The 16,083-nt window shown below is 71.3% G+C and carries 16 protein-coding genes and 1 riboswitch; of the genes, 5 read left to right on the plus strand and 11 right to left on the minus strand.

Annotated features, from left to right (window positions below):
• Positions 1-46: 46 nt before the first annotated feature.
• Complete coding sequence (locus AB5J73_RS06110; protein WP_370968727.1) at positions 47-1,162, minus strand: hypothetical protein; 1,116 nt, start codon at positions 1,160-1,162, stop codon at positions 47-49.
• 344 nt (positions 1,163-1,506) lie between these two features.
• Between AB5J73_RS06110 and AB5J73_RS06115 the strand changes: the two genes are divergently transcribed.
• The 4 genes from AB5J73_RS06115 (at position 1,507) to AB5J73_RS06130 (ending at position 3,578) form a co-directional block, all read left to right on the plus strand.
• Positions 1,507-2,109 (plus strand): 50S ribosomal protein L25/general stress protein Ctc, encoded by a 603-nt coding sequence (locus AB5J73_RS06115; RefSeq protein ID WP_370968728.1) that lies wholly within the window; start codon positions 1,507-1,509, stop codon positions 2,107-2,109.
• Between the two features lie 12 nt (positions 2,110-2,121).
• Complete coding sequence (pth, locus tag AB5J73_RS06120; RefSeq protein ID WP_370968729.1) at positions 2,122-2,715, plus strand: aminoacyl-tRNA hydrolase; 594 nt, start codon at positions 2,122-2,124, stop codon at positions 2,713-2,715.
• 21 nt (positions 2,716-2,736) lie between these two features.
• The gene (locus tag AB5J73_RS06125; protein WP_086857160.1) at positions 2,737-3,051 is read left to right on the plus strand and encodes a DivIVA domain-containing protein; all 315 of its coding nucleotides are present in this window, start codon (positions 2,737-2,739) and stop codon (positions 3,049-3,051) included.
• A 170-nt stretch (positions 3,052-3,221) separates the two neighbouring features.
• The gene (locus tag AB5J73_RS06130; protein WP_370968730.1) at positions 3,222-3,578 is read left to right on the plus strand and encodes a DivIVA domain-containing protein; all 357 of its coding nucleotides are present in this window, start codon (positions 3,222-3,224) and stop codon (positions 3,576-3,578) included.
• A gap of 71 nt (positions 3,579-3,649) precedes the next feature.
• Here AB5J73_RS06130 and AB5J73_RS06135 read toward each other — a convergent pair whose 3' ends face one another.
• The 6 genes from AB5J73_RS06135 to AB5J73_RS06160 are packed head-to-tail and all read right to left on the minus strand — an operon-like array spanning position 3,650 to position 9,621.
• Positions 3,650-5,335 (minus strand): fatty acyl-AMP ligase, encoded by a 1,686-nt coding sequence (locus tag AB5J73_RS06135; RefSeq protein WP_370968731.1) that lies wholly within the window; start codon positions 5,333-5,335, stop codon positions 3,650-3,652.
• Between the two features lie 24 nt (positions 5,336-5,359).
• Entirely contained in the window at positions 5,360-5,947 is a 588-nt protein-coding gene (locus AB5J73_RS06140) for a (d)CMP kinase (protein ID WP_370968732.1), read from the minus strand.
• Positions 5,944-7,707, minus strand: coding sequence for an ABC-F family ATP-binding cassette domain-containing protein (locus AB5J73_RS06145; protein WP_370968733.1), 1,764 nt, complete (start codon positions 7,705-7,707; stop codon positions 5,944-5,946). The genes AB5J73_RS06140 and AB5J73_RS06145 overlap by 4 nt, the downstream gene beginning before the upstream one ends.
• Positions 7,708-7,711: 4 nt before the next feature.
• Complete coding sequence (locus AB5J73_RS06150; RefSeq protein ID WP_370968734.1) at positions 7,712-8,119, minus strand: ASCH domain-containing protein; 408 nt, start codon at positions 8,117-8,119, stop codon at positions 7,712-7,714.
• A complete protein-coding gene (locus AB5J73_RS06155; RefSeq protein WP_370968735.1) occupies positions 8,116-9,078 on the minus strand; it encodes a 4-(cytidine 5'-diphospho)-2-C-methyl-D-erythritol kinase in 963 nt (320 codons plus the stop codon). The genes AB5J73_RS06150 and AB5J73_RS06155 overlap by 4 nt, the downstream gene beginning before the upstream one ends.
• A 9-nt stretch (positions 9,079-9,087) precedes the next feature.
• Positions 9,088-9,621, minus strand: a complete 534-nt coding sequence (locus AB5J73_RS06160; RefSeq protein ID WP_370968736.1) for a TetR/AcrR family transcriptional regulator — start codon at positions 9,619-9,621, stop codon at positions 9,088-9,090.
• 104 nt (positions 9,622-9,725) lie between these two features.
• Here AB5J73_RS06160 and AB5J73_RS06165 point away from each other — a divergent pair, with 104 nt between their 5' ends.
• Complete coding sequence (locus AB5J73_RS06165; protein ID WP_370968737.1) at positions 9,726-11,120, plus strand: MFS transporter; 1,395 nt, start codon at positions 9,726-9,728, stop codon at positions 11,118-11,120.
• Between the two features lie 59 nt (positions 11,121-11,179).
• On the opposite strand, the gene AB5J73_RS06170 is transcribed toward AB5J73_RS06165, so the two are convergent.
• The 4 genes from AB5J73_RS06170 to AB5J73_RS06185 all read right to left on the minus strand — a co-directional run bounded on the left by AB5J73_RS06170 (position 11,180) and on the right by AB5J73_RS06185 (position 16,074).
• On the minus strand, positions 11,180-12,193 hold the full coding sequence (locus AB5J73_RS06170) for a methionine ABC transporter ATP-binding protein (RefSeq protein ID WP_370968738.1): 1,014 nt from the start codon (positions 12,191-12,193) through the stop codon (positions 11,180-11,182).
• A 212-nt stretch (positions 12,194-12,405) separates the two neighbouring features.
• A riboswitch (SAM riboswitch) is annotated at positions 12,406-12,496 on the minus strand.
• 126 nt (positions 12,497-12,622) lie between these two features.
• Positions 12,623-13,474 carry a 16S rRNA (adenine(1518)-N(6)/adenine(1519)-N(6))-dimethyltransferase RsmA gene (rsmA, locus tag AB5J73_RS06175; RefSeq protein ID WP_370968739.1) on the minus strand — a complete coding sequence of 284 codons (852 nt, stop codon included), beginning with the start codon at positions 13,472-13,474 and terminating at the stop codon, positions 12,623-12,625.
• Between the two features lie 129 nt (positions 13,475-13,603).
• The gene (locus tag AB5J73_RS06180) at positions 13,604-15,028 is read right to left on the minus strand and encodes a transglycosylase family protein (protein WP_370968740.1); all 1,425 of its coding nucleotides are present in this window, start codon (positions 15,026-15,028) and stop codon (positions 13,604-13,606) included.
• 209 nt (positions 15,029-15,237) lie between these two features.
• On the minus strand, positions 15,238-16,074 hold the full coding sequence (locus AB5J73_RS06185) for a TatD family hydrolase (protein WP_370968741.1): 837 nt from the start codon (positions 16,072-16,074) through the stop codon (positions 15,238-15,240).
• Positions 16,075-16,083: the final 9 nt, after the last annotated feature.

The raw sequence follows: 16,083 nt of genomic DNA on the forward strand, positions 1-16,083 counted from the left end.
TCACCTACTTCAACGGGAGCAACGCACCCCCGGGTAGGTGTCCAGGTCAGCCGCCCAGGCCGGCGAACTCCGCGGCCACCTTCTGCTTCACGGCGTTGGCGTCGAGCGCCGCGCGGACCTCCGCGGTCGCGTTCGGCTTCGACAGGACCTGGTAGCTGGCCGTCTTGTTGGGCAGCTTGAACTTGACCGTGCAGGACATCTTGACCGTCGCGTACGGCTCGGCGTCGGCCGCGGTCGTGCACGTCTGCGCGCCGAGCGAATCGGCGCTCACCTCGACCGAGAGGTTGATGTGCACGACGCTCTTCTCGCCGCCCGCGGGCGAGCCGACCACGCTGGTGGAGACGTCGACCGTCGTCGTGCAGGAGCCGACGAAGTCCTTGCAGTCGAGCTTGTCGTTGGTGACCACGGCGCTGGCCTGGACCAGGCCCTCGAACGGCGAGCCGAGTGCGCCGACGGTGGTGTCGAGGTCGGTGTGGAACGCCTTCAGCGCGTCCCCGGCGAGCGGGACGACCTGGAACTCGGCGCCGTACTTCGGCCCGGCCTGCGGGTCGAGCAGCGCCGGCGCGAAGCTGACGACGCGGTTCGGCCGGGCCGCGGTGACGCGCAGGACGCTCGGCGCGGCGCCGAGCTGGTAGACCTCGGTGCCGTCCGCGAGCTTCGCCTTGACCGGCTCGCCCAGCCGGTCCAGGCCGGCCAGCGCCTTGCGGAGGCCGTCGGCGAGCGCGGCCGGGGCGAACCGGGCCGCCGGGTCCAGCGGCAGCTCGGAGCCGAGCGACCGCACCCAGCTCGTGCCGAACTGCGTGCCCTCGTCGATCGCGTGCGCCTTCCAGTAGTCGGCGTCGGCCTGGAGGTAGAACTGGCCGCCGACGGCCGCGACCTGGACGACCCCGCCTTCGAGCGGCACCCCGCCGACGGCGGTACCGCCGCGGGTGACCCGGAACTGCTGTTCGGCGCCCTTGACCGTGGCCTTGAGCGCGACCGCGGGCGCCTGGCCCAGCGCGGTCAGCGCGGCGTCGACCGCGGCGCGCTGCTCGGCCCGCCGCTCCGCCGTCTGCCGGTCGGCCGCGGAGACGCCGGCGGTGCCAGGCACCGCCACCTGGCAACCCGCGAGCAGTCCGCCCAGCAGCAGCACCGCCGCCGCCATGCCCCGTCCAGCCCGCATCGCCCCTCGCTCTCCCGCTGCGTCCGAGTGCACCTCGGCCGGTGAAGTCCCGCCACCGGATTTGTGTCGTCACGCACCGGGGTTCAGGAGGGTTCTAGCCTGGTCGGTGCCCCCGCCGCAACCCACCGTGATGAGGTTGGTTTACACTCTTGAGGTTGTCTCGGCGAGGCGGGGCCCTTCTGGGGTGCCCGGCGTGATCGACGCGGCGGCTCGAGTAGCCCCGGCTGTCGTGCACGCCCGAAACTCGCCGCCGAACGCAACCGCCTGAACAGAACAACGCAAGCATCCCCGCCGCAGCATGCTGTCTCCCGCACCATGTTCGTGATTTGAAGGAGTGCCACACCGTGTCCGAGGTACGTCTGTCCGTCGAGCCGCGCACCGAGTTCGGCAAGGGCGCCGCGCGTCGCACGCGTCGCGCCGGCAAGATCCCCGCCGTGCTGTACGGCCACGGCTCGGACCCGCGGCACTTCGCGCTGCCGGCCATCGAGTTCGCCCGCGTCGTCCGCGAGAACGGCTCGAACGCCGTCATCACCCTCGCCATCGAGGGCTCCGACGAGCTCGCGCTGACGAAGACCATCGTCGTGCACCCGCTCAAGAACTACATCGAGCACGTCGACCTGCTGGTCGTGAAGCGCGGCGAGAAGATCGTCGTCGACGTCCCCGTCGTCGTCACCGGCAACCCCGGCCCGGGCGGCCTGGTCAACCAGGACGTCGACACCCTGCAGGTCGAGGTCGAGGCGCTGCACATCCCCGAGCAGTTCGAGGTTTCGATCGAGGGCCTCGAGATCGGCTCCCAGGTCCTGGCGGGCCAGGTCGAGCTGCCCTCGGGCGCGACCCTGGTCACCGACCCGGAGGCGCTCGTCGTGGCCGTCAACGAGCCGCAGCGTGAAGAGTCCGACGACGACGCCGACGAAGCGGGCGACGAGTCGGCCGAAGCCGCCGAATAATAGAATTACCGCGTGACCGAAGACCTGCCCGGGGCCGGCGAGCTGATCCTGCTCGCCGGCCTCGGCAATCCCGGACCCCAGTACGCCGGAAACCGGCACAATGTCGGTTTCATGGTGCTGGACGAACTCGCCGCCCGCATCGGCGGCAAGTTCAAGGCGCACAAGACCGGCGGCGAGGTGCTCGAGGGCCGGCTGGCCGGCCGCCGCGTCGTGCTGGTGAAGCCGCGCTCGTACATGAACCTCTCGGGCGGGCCGGTGGTCGGCGCGGCGCGGTTCTACAAGGTGCCGCCGACCGGCGTCGTCGTGGTGCACGACGAGCTGGACGTCGATTTCGGTGCGCTGAAGCTGAAGTTCGGCGGCGGCGACAACGGCCACAATGGACTCCGCTCGATCACGAAGTCGATCGGCACCCGCGACTACTACCGCGTCCGCTTCGGCATCGGCCGCCCGCCCGGCCGCCAGGACCCCGCGGACTTCGTGCTGAAGGACTTCTCGACGGTCGAGCGCAAGGAGCTCCCGTTCGAGGTGGACCGCTGCGCGGACGCGATCGAGGCGCTCGTCGGCACCGGCTTGGCGGCCGCGCAAAACGCCTTCCACGCGGGCTGACATGGGTGGGATGGTGAAGCCATGACCCCTGACGAAGTCCGGGCGATCGCTTTCGGCAAACCCCGGTTCGGCCGGCGCGGCTACAACGAGGACGAGGTCGACGCGTTCCTCGACCTGATCGCCGAGGCGCTGTCCGGCCGCAACATCCTGACCGCGGACGACATCCACTACGTCGAGTTCACGATCATGCCGGTCGGCATGCGCAGCTACGACCAGGCCCAGGTCGACCTGTTCCTGGACGAGGCCGAAGCGGCGCTCGTGGAGCTGCGCAACCCGCGGCCGGTGGTCGAAGAGCAGCGTCCGCAGGGCCCCCGGAAGTGGTTCGGCCGCACCTGAGCGGTGTGAAACCGGCCACACAGCGCTGCGTAGTCCCGGCTCACTCACAGGCGGACGGCGGCCGCCCGTCGGGGTGAGCTTCGAGGTCCACCCCTTCCGGGGGAGCCTGTTCGCGGGCTAGGACGGTGTACGGCAGTTCGCACCGCCCAACCCCGGAATCGGAGAGTTGCATGTCGTTCACCGCCGAAGACCTCGCCGAGGTCACCTTCGGTAACGCCCCGATCGGCCGCCGTGGCTACGCCAAGCACGAGGTCGACGAGTTCGTCCGGCGGATCGCCAAGACGTTCGCCGAGGAGGACGACCTGACCGCCGCCGAAGTGCACCACGTGGTGTTCGCGAAGCCGCTGATCGGCAAGCGCGGCTACGACGAACGCGAAGTCGACGAGTTCCTCGACGCGGTGGAGGACCAGCTCGCCACGCGCACGGGCCACGCCCCGGACCTGCCGGGCGCCCGCACCCCGGCCGAAGCCACCGCCGACCGCGCCACCCCGCCCACCCTGCGCGCCGAACGCCTCCAACAGCGCTGAGTGGAACTTTCCCTATGAAAGTGCCGCCTCCGGGCCTCCGGGAGCGTCACTTTCATAGGGAAAGTGACGCGTCAGGCGTCGGCGTTCTTCTTGATCTTGTCCGCGAACTGGGTCGCCGTGGCCGCGCGCTTGACCTTGCCCGACGGCGTCTTGGGCAGGCTGCCCGCCGGGAGCACGACCACCGCGTACGGGCGCATGTCGACGGCGTCGCGGACCCGGGCCGAGACCTGCTTCATCAGGTTCTTCTCCGCCTCGGCGTCACCGGCCAGCTTCGACTCCACGACCACCGCGAAACGCTCGCGACGGCTGCCCGCGTCCAGCCGGACCGCCACCGCGTTGCCGGCCCGCACCCCTTCGACCGAGGTCGCCGCGCGCTCGATGTCCGTGGGGTACAGGTTGCGGCCACCCATGATGATGACGTCCTTGCGGCGGCCACAGATGACGATCTGGCCGTCGACCAGGTAGCCGAGGTCGCCGGTGTTGAGCCAGCCGTTCTCGTCCTGGGTGGCGAGCGGGCCGTCCATAGTCAGGTAGCCGGGCGTCACGGCCTCGCCGCGCAGCCGGATCTCGCCGACTTCGCGGTCACCGACACGCTCACCGGCCTCGTTCACGATCTCCGCCTCGAGCCCGTCCAGCGGACGGCCGAGCAGCGCGAACGACCGGACGTCGTCGGTGCCGCGCCGCGGGTCGCCCTCGGGGACCGGCACCGCGCGGTTGCCGGCCTCGAGCGCGTCCGCCTCGACGACGTCGAGGGTCAGCCCGGTGAACAGCGGCGCGAACGAGACGGCCAGGGTCGCCTCGGCCATGCCGTAGGCCGGGAAGACGCACTCCGCCGGCATCTTGAACCGGGCACCGGCGTCGACGAACGTCTGGACGGCGGTCTCGTCGATGGGCTCGGCACCGTTGAGGGCGATGCGCAGCTTCGAGAGGTCGAAGTCCTCGTCGTCGACGCGGGCCATCCGGCGCCCGACGATCGCGTAGGCGAAGTTCGGCGCCGCCGTCGTCGTGCCGTGGTACTTGGTGATCAGCCGGGGCCAGATCAACGGCCCCGACAGGAACTCGACCGGCGTGATCTTGACGAGCTCGACGCCGAAGGTCATCGGCACGGTCAGGAAGCCGACCATGCCCATGTCGTGGAAGGTCGGCAGCCAGGACACCATCACGTCGACGTCGAAGTCGAACTCCGCGCGGTCGACCATGGCCTTGACGTTGGAGTACAGGTTGCCGTAGGTGATCCGCACGGCCTTCGGGTCGGCGGTGGAACCGCTGGTCAGCTGCAGCAGCGCGGTTTCGCCTTCGTCGGTGCCGACGACTTCGGCGAGCGGCTCGGCGCCGGTCAGGTCGCTGATCAGCTTGAAGCCGATGCCCTTCTCCGCCAGCACCGGCGCCAGCTGGTCGAACGGCTCGCCCAGCAGCACCAGGTTCGACCCGATCATCCCGAGCACCCGCACGGTGTCCTCGGCCCACTCGGCGAGATCGGTGCGCGGCGTCGGCTGGTGCAGCATGGTGACGCTGCCCCCGGCGAGCCACACGGCCTGTACGGTCGGCGCGATCAGCACCGGCGCCGCGGCCAGCACCGCGACGGCACCCCCGCGTTCGAACCCACCGGCGACCAGCCCACCGGCGATCCGCCGCGCTTCCTGGTGCACCTCGGCCCAGGTCCGCCGAACCGGCTCGTTCGGCTCCCCCGTGACCATGCCCCGCTGCTGTCCCCGCCCCGTCGCGGTGGCGACCAGCGTGTCCACGAACCTGCTCATGGCGGGAACATTACTGTCTCGGCGTCAACATCCGCCCGCCAACGCGGAAACCGGGCCACGCAACCAGCTGTCGACTTGGCGCTGCCCCCGCAACCGGACGACGACGAGACCGGGGTGGCGGTTCTCGTCGATGGTCCGGCGGACCCGGGCGCGCAGGATCGGGTGGTAGCGCCACGAGACGCGGACGATGTGGTCGCGGTCGGTGAAGAAAGTGCGCAGCGGCCCTTCGACGTTGCCCCCGGGGATCTTCGAACCCCGGCCGGCCCGGCGTTTCAGCGTGCGGAGCACGACCCGGGTCGTCGTCAGGGCCCGCGGGTGGTCGAGCCACACCAGCACGTCGAGGCGCGCCGTCATCCGCTCCCGGACCGGTTCGCCCTGCCATTCGATGGCCCAGGCGTCGCCGGCCAGGTGGGCGAGGACGTCGGCCTGCCAGGTTTCCCGCACGGTCCAGCCCGGGCCGTGGAAGAAGGACTCGAACTCGACGTACGGCACCCCGAGCCGCTCCCCCAGCGTCCGCGCCAGGGTCGACTTGCCCGACCCCGCCGGGCCCGCCACCGCGATCCGCCGGACCGGCCCGTCGAGGGCGTCGTGCGGCCCGAGCACCCGGGTCACTCCAGCAGTTCGGACGTCTCCAGCCAGCGGCCCTCGACGTCCTCGATCTCGCCCTGGACGCCCTTCAGCTCGGCGTTGAGCTCCATCAGCTTCGCCGGGTCCGTCGCCGCCGCCAGCAGGGACGCGTGGAGCTTCTCCTCCTTCGCGTGCAGCTGGTCGAGCTTGCGCTCCAGCCGCCCGAGTTCCTTCTGGGCCGCTCGCAGGTCCGCCGCGGACTTCTTCGCCTCCACCTTCGCGGCGGACGGTGCCGGGCCGGTGACCTCCTTGGCGGCCGAGCGGCGGTTCAGGTACTCCTCGATGCCGCCCGGCAGGTGGGTGATGCGGCCGTCGCCGAAGAGGGCGACGATCGTGTCGCAGACGCGTTCCACCAGGTAGCGGTCGTGCGAGACGACGACCATCGTGCCCGGCCAGCCGTCGAGGAGGTCCTCCAGCTGCTGCAGCGTGTCGATGTCCAGGTCGTTCGTCGGCTCGTCGAGGAGCAGCACGTTCGGCTCGGCCATCAGCAGGCGGCACAGCTGCAGCCGCCGCCGCTCGCCGCCGGAGAGGTCGCCGACCGGGGTCCACTGGCGGGCCTGGGGGAAGCCGAGCTTCTCGCCCAGCTGCGACGCCGTCATCTCCTGCTTGCCGAACACCACGCGGCCGGCCACCTGCTCGATCGCCTGCAGCACGCGCAGGTCGCCGGGCAGGTCGTCGAGCTCCTGGCGCAGGTGCGCGAGCGCGACCGTCTTGCCCTCGATGCGGCGGCCGGTCGACGCCTCGACGTCGCCGCCCAGTAGCTTCAGCAGCGACGTCTTGCCCGAGCCGTTCACCCCGACCAGGCCGATCCGGTCGCCCGGGCCGATCCGCCAGGTGACGTGGTCGAGGAGCGTCCGATCGCCCACCGCGTACGTCGTGTCTTCCAGCTCCAGCACCGTTTTGCCGAGGCGCCGCTTGGCGAACGCCTGCAGCTCGACGGAATCGCGCGGCGGCGGGACGTCGGCGATCAGCGCCTCGGCGGCTTCGACGCGGTAGCGCGGCTTCGAGGAACGCGCCTGCGGGCCGCGGCGCAGCCACGCGAGTTCCTTGCGGGCCAGGTTCTGCCGCTTCTCCTCGGCCGTCGCCGCGAGCCGCGCGCGCTCGGCGCGGGCGAAGATCCAGTCGGCGTAACCGCCTTCGTACTGCTCGACACGGCCGTTCGCGACCTCCCACGTCAGGGTCGCGACGGTGTCGAGGAACCACCGGTCGTGCGTGACGACCACGACCGCGATCCGGCGCGCGAGCAGGTGGTCGGCGAGCCAGCGGACACCTTCGACGTCCAGGTGGTTGGTCGGCTCGTCGAGCACGACGAGGTCGAGCTCCCCGGTGAGCGCGGCGGCCAGGGAAACCCGGCGCCGCTCGCCGCCGGAGAGGTTCGCGGTCGGCTTGTCGAGCCCGATCGCGGTGATCCCCAGCCCGTCCACAATGGACCGGACCCGCGCGTCGGCCGCCCACTCGTGCTCGGCGCCGTAGCGTTCGAGGACGACGTCGGCGACCGTGCTGCCGTCCGGCAGCTCCGTGCGCTGGGTGACGACCGCCATCCGCAGGCCGCCGACGTGGCTCACCCGCCCGGAATCCGGCTCGGCGAGTCCGGAAAGGACTTCCAGGAGCGTGGTCTTGCCACCGCCGTTGAGCCCGACGACGCCGATGCGCTGCCCGGCCGCGACTCCGAGCGAAACGCCGTCCAGGAGCGGGCGGATCCCGTAGGACTTGCTCACCGACTCCAGGTTGACCAGGTTGGCCATCCGCTCAGCCGATCCTCTCTACGATGACGAACCGCGTCGCCACGACCTGCGTCGTGTCGTCCACGGTGAATTCCGGATCCTCCACGGCGGCGCGCATTTCGGCGCTCTGCCAGAACTCCTCGTGCCCGGCGCGCCACTCGGCGACGCTCGTGAAGCCCTCGCCTTCGCCGAGCGCGTGCCGGAGGTCCACTTCGGACAGTGAGAGAACGCGCACCTGAGCGGTCTCGATGACCGCGACCCCGGCGCCGGCGGAGTCGAGCACGAGTTCGCGCTCGCCAACGGAAGGCAACGCTTCGCCCGCCCGCTCGTATTCCACCAGCAGTGCGGAGGTCGTCGTCTTTTCCCCGGCCAGGATCGCCGCGACCAGCTTGTCGCGCAGCGGGCCGGGGAACGCGAATTCCGCGTGCTTCACGCGTGCACCCGCGGCGGCGCCGGGCGGGGGGCGTCGTCGCCGCCGACCACGCGGGCGCCGGGGACCGGGCCGTGGGCCACGCGGACCGTGCGGCAGACACCGGCGCCCGACAGCTCCGCGGCGACCTCGACGGCCGACTGCGCGTCTTCGCAGAGGAACGCGCACGTCGGGCCGGAGCCGGAGACCGTGCCCGCGAGCGCGCCCGCGTTGACGCCGGCCCGGAGGGTGCGGCGCAGCTCCGGGCGCAGCGAGACCGCCGCCGCCTGGAGGTCGTTGCCCAGCAGGAGGGCCAGCTGGCGCGGGTCGCCCGAAGCCAGCGCCTCGACGACCGGGGTGTGCGAACCGATCCGCGGCGGGTTGCCCGCCGCGCGCAGCCGGTCCAGCTCCTTGAACACCTTGGGCGTCGACAGCCCTTCGGAGTCGAACGCCAGCACCCAGTGGAACGTGTGCCGCGACAGCACCGGGACCAGGTGCTCGCCGCGGCCGGTGCCCAGCGCGGTGCCGCCGTAGAGCGCGAACGGGACGTCGCTGCCCAGGCCCGCCGCGATCTCGGCCAGCTCGTCGCGCGTGACGTCGAGGTTCCAGAGCGACGCGAGCCCGACCAGGGTCGCCGCCGCGTCGGCGCTGCCGCCCGCCATGCCACCGGCGACCGGGATGCCCTTGCGCAGCACCACACGGACCTTCGGCTCGCCGGTGCGCCCGACGTGCGAGGACAGCGCTTCGACCGCGCGCCAGGCCAGGTTCTCCGGGCCGGTCGGGACGGTGCCTTCACCCTCGCCGTAGACCTCGATGCCGGGCTCGTCGGCGACCGCGACGGTCACTTCGTCGGTCAGCGACAGCGCCTGGAACACGGTCACCAGCTCGTGGTAACCGTCTTCGCGCAGGTCGTCGACCGAAAGGTGCAGGTTGACCTTGGCCGGGACCCGGACGGTGACTGGGGGCGGAACTACGGCGAGCACCCGACCAGCCTACGTGTCCGCGTTCCGACCAGGAGAAAGGATGTCCAGCCCGACGGCGAGCGCGACCGCCGGCGGGGTTTCCGGGCCGCCTTCGGCGCTGGTGAGCTGCACGGCGACCAGGGCGAGCCGCGCCCGCAGGCTCGCTTCGGGGTCGTCGGACCCGCCGCACAGCCGCTCGTGGAGGCGGAGCATCCGGTCCGCGAGACCGGCGCCCGCGGCGATGGCCTTCAACGCCGTCGCGTTGCGCTGCACCAGGCCGATGACCGGGCCGAACCGGCGCTCGACCAGCTCGGCGTACTCGGTGAGCAGCCGGTCGGGCCGGGTCTCGCGCCCGAGGAGGTCGTCGAGCGCCGCGCCCCAGTCCTCCAGGAGGCTCGTGACGATGTCCTCCTTCGTGCGGAAGTGGTAGTACAGCGCGGCTTTCGTCACCTCGAGCCGCTCGGCGATCTCCCGCAGCGAGCTGCCCTCGTACCCCTGCTCGGCGAACAGTTCGAGCGCGACGCGCTGGATGCGTTCGCGCGTGTCGGTGCGCCGCCCGGCCATGCTCCGCTCCTCAACTTACTTGACGGCCGACTAGCAATCACTTAGCTTGGCATTGCTTGTCGGCCGACAAGCAATGCATCCACAGCTTACCCCGGGGGTTCACCATGACCACAGCCGCGCCACCGCGCGTCGCGGGCCGCTGGCTCGCGCTCGCCGCGCTGGGCCTGGCCCAGCTGATGGTCGTGCTCGACACGACCGTCGTGAACATCGCCCTGCCCTCGGCCCAGCGCGCGCTGGGCCTGTCCGACACCGGCCGCCAGTGGACGATTTCGGCGTACACGCTGGCGTTCGGCGGCTTGCTGCTGCTCGGCGGCCGGCTGGCCGACCGGCTCGGCCGCCGCACCACCCTGCTCGCCGGCATCGCGGGGTTCGCCGTGGCGTCCGCGGTGGGCGGCGCGGCCCCGTCGGCGGGCTGGCTGATCGGGGCGCGGGCCGCGCAGGGCGTGTTCGCCGCGCTGCTGGCGCCGTCGACGATGTCACTGCTGACGCTCACCTTCACCGACCCGCGCGAACGCGGTAAGGCGTTCGGGATCTTCAGCGCCATCATGATGTCCGGCTCCGCGCTGGGCCTCACCGTCGGCGGCGCGCTGACCCAGTTCCTCGACTGGCGCTGGAGCCTCTACGTCAACGTGCCGATCGCCGTGCTGGCCGGGCTGGGCGCCTGGTTCGCCGTGCCACCGACGGCCGCGCACCGCGACACCCGGCTGGACTGGACCAGTGCGGCGCTCAGCTGCGGCGGCGTCGTCCTGCTCGTGCACGCACTGTCCGAAGTGGCCACTCAAGGATTTTCCTTGCCAGTACTGGGTTTCCTCGCGCTCTCGGTGGCACTCCTCGGCTGGTTCGCGCTGCGCCAGGCCCGGCACCCGCACCCGCTGCTGCCGCTCGCGGTGGTGCGCGACCGCGCTCGCGCCGTCGCCTACCTGACCGTCGGGGCGGCCTCGTTCGGCGCGTTCGGGATGTTCCTGTTCCTGACCTACCAGCTGCAGATCGTGATGGGCTACGGCGCGCTCGCCGCGGCCCTGGCGTTCCTGCCGACGCTGGGCGCGAACATGCTGACGTCGACGCAGCTTTCGGGCCGCCTGCTCCCGCGCGTCGGCCCGCGGCCGCTGCTGGCGGGCGGCTTGCTCCTGCTGGCCTGCGGGCTGCTGGCGGCGACGCGGCTGACCCCGGACGCGTCCTACGTGGCGGTCGTCCTGCCGATGCAGCTGCTGCTGGGGGTCGGAGCCGGGTTGTGCATGCCGGTGGTGCTGAACGTCGCGACCCGTGACGTCGGCGCGCGCGACGCGGGCGCGGCCTCGGCGTTCGTGACGACGTCGCAGCAGGTGGGCGCGTCCCTCGGCACCGCCGCCCTGAACACGATCGCCACCGCGGCTTCGGCCGGCCTGACCACGCCGTCCGCGATCGTCCACGGCTACACGACGGCGTCGGCCTGGGCGGCGGCCCTCGTCGCCGCGGCCGCCCTCACCGCGTTCCTGGTCCTCCCGCGCGGCAGCCGCTGAACGCCGTGAAGGCCACCTTCAGGAACTTGAAGTTCCTGAAGGTGGCCTTCACGTGCGGGTCAGGCGGCGACGACGGCCTGCGGACCGCGGGCGGTCTGGGTGACGTGGCCGCCGCGCTCGGCGACCCACGCCAGCGCCGCGTCGGCGCGCTCGCCGCGGACGCCGAGGCGGAAGCGGCCGACCGGGGTGTCGCCGATCCGGGTCAGGCCGCCGCCGATGGTGGCGAACTCGACGTCGAAGCGGCCGGCGGCCTCGGGCAGCAGCGCGCCCACCGACGCGAAGCCGACCAGCACGACGTCGACCGAGCGGTCGTAGCGCGCGTTCTGCGAGCGCGGGGTTTCGATGGTCGGCAGCAGCGCCTGCGCGGTGCGGCTGCCCGGGTTCGAGATCAGGTCGAGCACGGTGCCGCGCTCGACGACGGTGCCGTCTTCCAGCACCGCGACGTCGTCGCAGAGCCGCCGGACGACGCCGGCGTCCGGCGTGGTGACGACGACGGTGACGCCCAGCTCGGAGCGGGCGCGGTCGAGCACGGTGAGCACCGAGCCGGCCTCCTCCGGGTCGACGCCGGCGGTCGGGTCGTCGGCGAGCAGCACGGCGGGCGCGGCGGCCAGCGCCTTCGCGACCGCGACGCGGCGGAGCTGACCCGCGGTGAGCTCACCGGGACGCTGCGCGGCGCGCGGCGTCAGGCCGACGAGGTCGAGCAGCGAGCCGACCCGGCTGCGGCGCTGCGGGCCGTCGACGCCGAGCTGCTCCAGCGGGGAAGCGATGTTGCCGGCGATCGTGCGCTCGGCGATCAGCTCCGGCTTCGACGACACGACGCCGAGCTGACGGCGGATCTCACGGAGGCGGCGGCCGTCGAGCGTGCCGGTGTTGAGGCCGTCGAGCCGGACGACCCCGCGGTCGGGGCGCTCCTGCAGCGCGATGCAGCGGGCCAGGACGGACTTGCCCGAACCGGCCGGTCCGACCACGCCGAACAGCGAGCCGGCCTGGACGTCGACGCTCACGTCGCGCAGGGCGACGACCGAATTTCCGTTGGTGGCAAAGGATTTGGACAGGTTTTCGACCGTGATCACGATAGCTCCAGAAAAACAGGGCGCAGCGCACGTGGGCGCGCCCGGCCGCAAGCGAGTGTCCGTCCGCATAGGACGGTGCGTGAAGAAGGGTGGGACGGCTCAGACGAAGCTCAGCGCGAGCGGCGACATGCGGAGACGGAGCGGCGACCTTCGTCGACAACGCGGCGCCTGGTCAGCAGCAGGGGGCGAGCTACCCTCTTCATCGAAAACGGCCTCCATCGGTCCTGGCGGTAGCACCTGCCCTGTGGAGGGTGGTTGCTGCGACTTCGACGAGCCAGGTCTCTCGGTCGCTCGGGATGGACGTACTGAGTTAAGCCGATCCCACGGAGCGAAAGCAAGCCCGTTGGCCCACATCACACGACTGGAGGTGTCGGAGTCACGGGCTGACGGCGAAAACGTGCGTTTTTCACCGCCGCCACCGTGGTGGATTCAGCGTCGGACCTGCGCGCGAGCGGCGATCCGCGCGAAGTCGTGCACGTCGAGCTGCTCGCCACGGGTCTTCGGGTCGATCCCGGCGGCCGTCAGGAGCTCGCCGGCCCGCTCGGCCGAGCCCGCCCAGCCGGCGAGTGCGGCGCGAAGCGTTTTCCTGCGTTGTGAGAAAGCCGCGTCCACCAGGGTGAAGAGACTGTCCCGGTCCTCGGACGCCGGGACGTCGGCGCGTTCGAACGCGACGAGCGCGGAGTCCACGTTGGGCACCGGCCAGAACACCGAACGTGGCACCGCGGCGACTTTGCGTGCCGGACCGTACCAAGCGAGCTTGACGCTCGGGACGCCGTAGATCCGGCTGCCCGGCCCGGCCGCCATCCGGTCGGCGACCTCGGTCTGCACCATGACGAGCCCGGACCGCAGCGACGGCACCTCGGCGAGCAGGTGCAGCACGACCGGCACGGCGACGTTGTAGGGCAGGTTGGCGACGAGGGCGGTCGGCGCGCCCGGCAGGTCGTCGTTCGCGACCCGCAGCGCGTCGGCCCCGACGACGGTCAGGCGCTCCGCGGCTTCGGGCCCCCGCTCGGCCACGGTCTCCGGCAGCCGCGCGGCGAGCTTGGGATCGATCTCGACGGCGACGACCCGTGCCCCGGTGGCGAGCAGCCCCAGCGTCAGCGACCCGAGCCCGGGCCCGACCTCGAGCACGACGTCGTCCGGCCCGACGTGGGCGAGCTCGACGATCCGGCGGACGGTGTTGGGATCGTGCACGAAGTTCTGCCCGAGCTTCTTGGTCGGCCGCACGTCGAGTTCGGCCGCCAGCCCGCGAATTTCGGCCGGTCCCAGCAGTTCAACCACCGCCAGAGCTTACCGACCGCACTCCGGCACCCTGAAGGGGACGTTCATCGCGCGAGATGCACTGAAGGGGACTTTCCTCGCATCTGATGCGAGGAAAGTCCCCTTCAGCCCATGTTCTGGAAGCGGAACTCAGGCCTTCTTGCCGCAGACCGGCCAGGCGCTGTAGCCGCCGCGGGCGTCGCGGACCTTCTCCGCGATCGCGATCTGCTGCTCGCGCGAAGCCTGGCTCGGCAGGTTCGCGTACGCGTCGCCGCCGTAGGCGTCCCACGTGCGCTTGTCGAACTGGAGGCCGCCGTAGTAGCCGTTGCCGGTGTTGATGGCCCAGTTGCCGCCCGACTCGCACTGCGCGATGCGGTCCCACGCGGAGCCGTCGCCGATGGCCGGCGTCGGGGCTTCCTTGGTGCCGACGTGGACGATCTTCGGCTTCGGCTGGGTGATGACCTGCTCGGAGATGCTCTCGCGGCCGACCTCTTTGCCGTTCTTCTGCGTGACCTTGTAGGTCACCATCTTCTCGCCCGGCGTGCCGGGGTCCTCGACCTTGGTCTTGCCCTTGGCGAGGTCCGGGTCGTCGACGCGCTGCTCGGGAGGGTCGATGCTCTCCTTCTGGACGACCGTCGAGACGCCGGTGCGGCTGATGTGCACCTCGGCGCCATCGGTCAGCTTGACGTCCAGGCCGCCCTCGGCCTGGTCCTCCGGGCCCAGGGTGAGCTTGTACTCGCCCAGGAACTCCTTCGTCGTGACCGCGGTCGTCTTCACCTGCTTCGGCGCGTTGCCGCCGTCGTACAGGGTGATGTTCTTCAGGGTCTTGATCTCGACGGTGGCGCCCTGCAGGGGCAGCTCGCCGTCCTTCGGCATCGACATCCACGTGCCGGGCTTGTCCATCCCGGTCATGCCGAGCTGGGACAGCGCGTCGCCGAGGTGGGTCGCGCGCACCCAGGAGGTGTGCTCCGCGCCGTCGACGATCATCTTCAGCTGGCGGCCGCGCTCGAGCTTGATGACGCCGCCGTCGCCGACCTCCGCCTGCGGGGAGGGCGAGAGCGAGTCGTGCTCGCCAACGGTCAGGCCCGCGTCCTCCAGCACCTCGCCGACGGTGTCGCCGAAGGAGTGGATGGTCTGCTGCTGGCCGTCGACGTCGACGGTGACGCTCTTGTTCATCGCCAGCGCGGCCGCGCCGCCGCCGGCGATGCTGATCATGACGCTGAGGACGGCGCCCTTGAGGAAGCGGCGCTTCCAGACCTTGGTGGTCTCGCGCAGGCCCTCGTCCAGCGCGGCGCGCTTGGCCTGCGGGGACGCGGTCCGGTCCGCCTCGATCTCGTCCGGGATGACGATCGGGGGCAGGTACGTCGTCTCGGCGTTGATGAGGCGGATCAGTTCGTCGACGTCGACGTCGATCTCGGCCATCATCGCGTCGGCGTCGGGGCCGAGCGCGGCGAGGATGTCCTGCTGCGTGATGTTCGGGTCGTCGGAGAAGTCGAGCTGACCGTACGCGGTGTCCTCGAAATAACTGCGTTCGAGGACGGCGGAGCGCGCTCCAGCCTGTCTGCTACCTGTCACCGGGGATCGTTCCCTTTCACGAGACGGCGGTCGGGGGCGCCGTCTCTACGACTGGGCGTGACGATCGGAAGCTGCTGAGCGCAGGCCCGACCGGCACGATCACGGGACAGTAACGGGTCCCGCCGGGTTGCGCAAACACCCCCCGGAGTGTCGTGATCCCCGTCACTCCATCAGGTGGACGATCAAGGAACCCTGATGTCGCAATGCGTTCAACCCGTTGTGACACTGGGGAGTCGATACACCCGCTCGGCGGTGGTCCGGACCGATTCGGCGACTTCGTGGACAGCTTCGCCCCTGAGCGCCGCGAGGTGACGGACGGTGTAAGCGGCGCCGAACGGCTCGTTCGGCCGTCCACGGAACGGGTGGGGGGTCAGAAACGGTGCGTCGGTCTCGACGAGGTACTGCCCCGGCGGGCAGAGCCGGGCCGCCTCGTGGAGGCCCTTCGCGTTCTTGAACGTCACCGTGCCCGCGAAGGAAAGGACGTATCCCGCGTCGACGCACTTGCGGGCCATTTCGGCGTCCCCGGAAAAACAATGGAAGATTACGGCATTCGGCGCATTCTCTTCGGCCAGGATGCGCAGCACGTCGTCGTGGGCCTCGCGGTCGTGGATCATCAGCGGCTTGTCCAGCCGCTTGGCGAGGTCGATGTGCCAGCGGAACGCCTCCTGCTGGGCGTCGTGCGGCGAGTAGTCCCAGTAGTAGTCGAGGCCGGTCTCGCCGACCGCGACCACGCGGTCCTGGGCGGCCAGGCGCTCCACTTCGGACTTCTCGGCGGCGCCGAACTCCTTGGTCCGCGTCGGGTGGATGGCCACGGCGGCCCAGACCCGGCGGTCCCAGGAGGCGGCTTCGGTCGCCCAGCGCGCCGAGGCGAGGTCGTCCGCGACCGTGACGACGCGGGCGACGCCGGCGCGCTCGGCGCGGTCGACCATGGCCGTGACATCGGCCGCGGTGACCGCGCCGCACGCGTCGAGATGGGTGTGCGCGTCCACCACCGACACCGGGAGCCGGTCCGGGACCGGCGGCAGCTCGCGCTTCTCGTCACCCATGCACTACCT

This window comes from Amycolatopsis sp. cg9 (assembly GCF_041346945.1).
Lineage (GTDB): Bacteria > Actinomycetota > Actinomycetes > Mycobacteriales > Pseudonocardiaceae > Amycolatopsis.

Bases quoted from the DNA above. Each gene is read 5' to 3' on its own strand.
- AB5J73_RS06110 (WP_370968727.1), bottom strand. From the start codon at position 1,162: ATGCGGGCTGGACGGGGCATGGCGGCGGCGGTGCTGCTGCTGGGCGGA.
- AB5J73_RS06125 (WP_086857160.1), top strand. From the start codon at position 2,737: ATGACCCCTGACGAAGTCCGGGCGATCGCTTTCGGCAAACCCCGGTTC.
- AB5J73_RS06130 (WP_370968730.1), top strand. From the start codon at position 3,222: ATGTCGTTCACCGCCGAAGACCTCGCCGAGGTCACCTTCGGTAACGCC.
- AB5J73_RS06135 (WP_370968731.1), bottom strand. From the start codon at position 5,335: ATGAGCAGGTTCGTGGACACGCTGGTCGCCACCGCGACGGGGCGGGGA.
- AB5J73_RS06145 (WP_370968733.1), bottom strand. From the start codon at position 7,707: ATGGCCAACCTGGTCAACCTGGAGTCGGTGAGCAAGTCCTACGGGATC.
- AB5J73_RS06160 (WP_370968736.1), bottom strand. From the start codon at position 9,621: ATGGCCGGGCGGCGCACCGACACGCGCGAACGCATCCAGCGCGTCGCG.
- AB5J73_RS06165 (WP_370968737.1), top strand. From the start codon at position 9,726: ATGACCACAGCCGCGCCACCGCGCGTCGCGGGCCGCTGGCTCGCGCTC.
- AB5J73_RS06185 (WP_370968741.1), bottom strand. From the start codon at position 16,074: ATGGGTGACGAGAAGCGCGAGCTGCCGCCGGTCCCGGACCGGCTCCCG.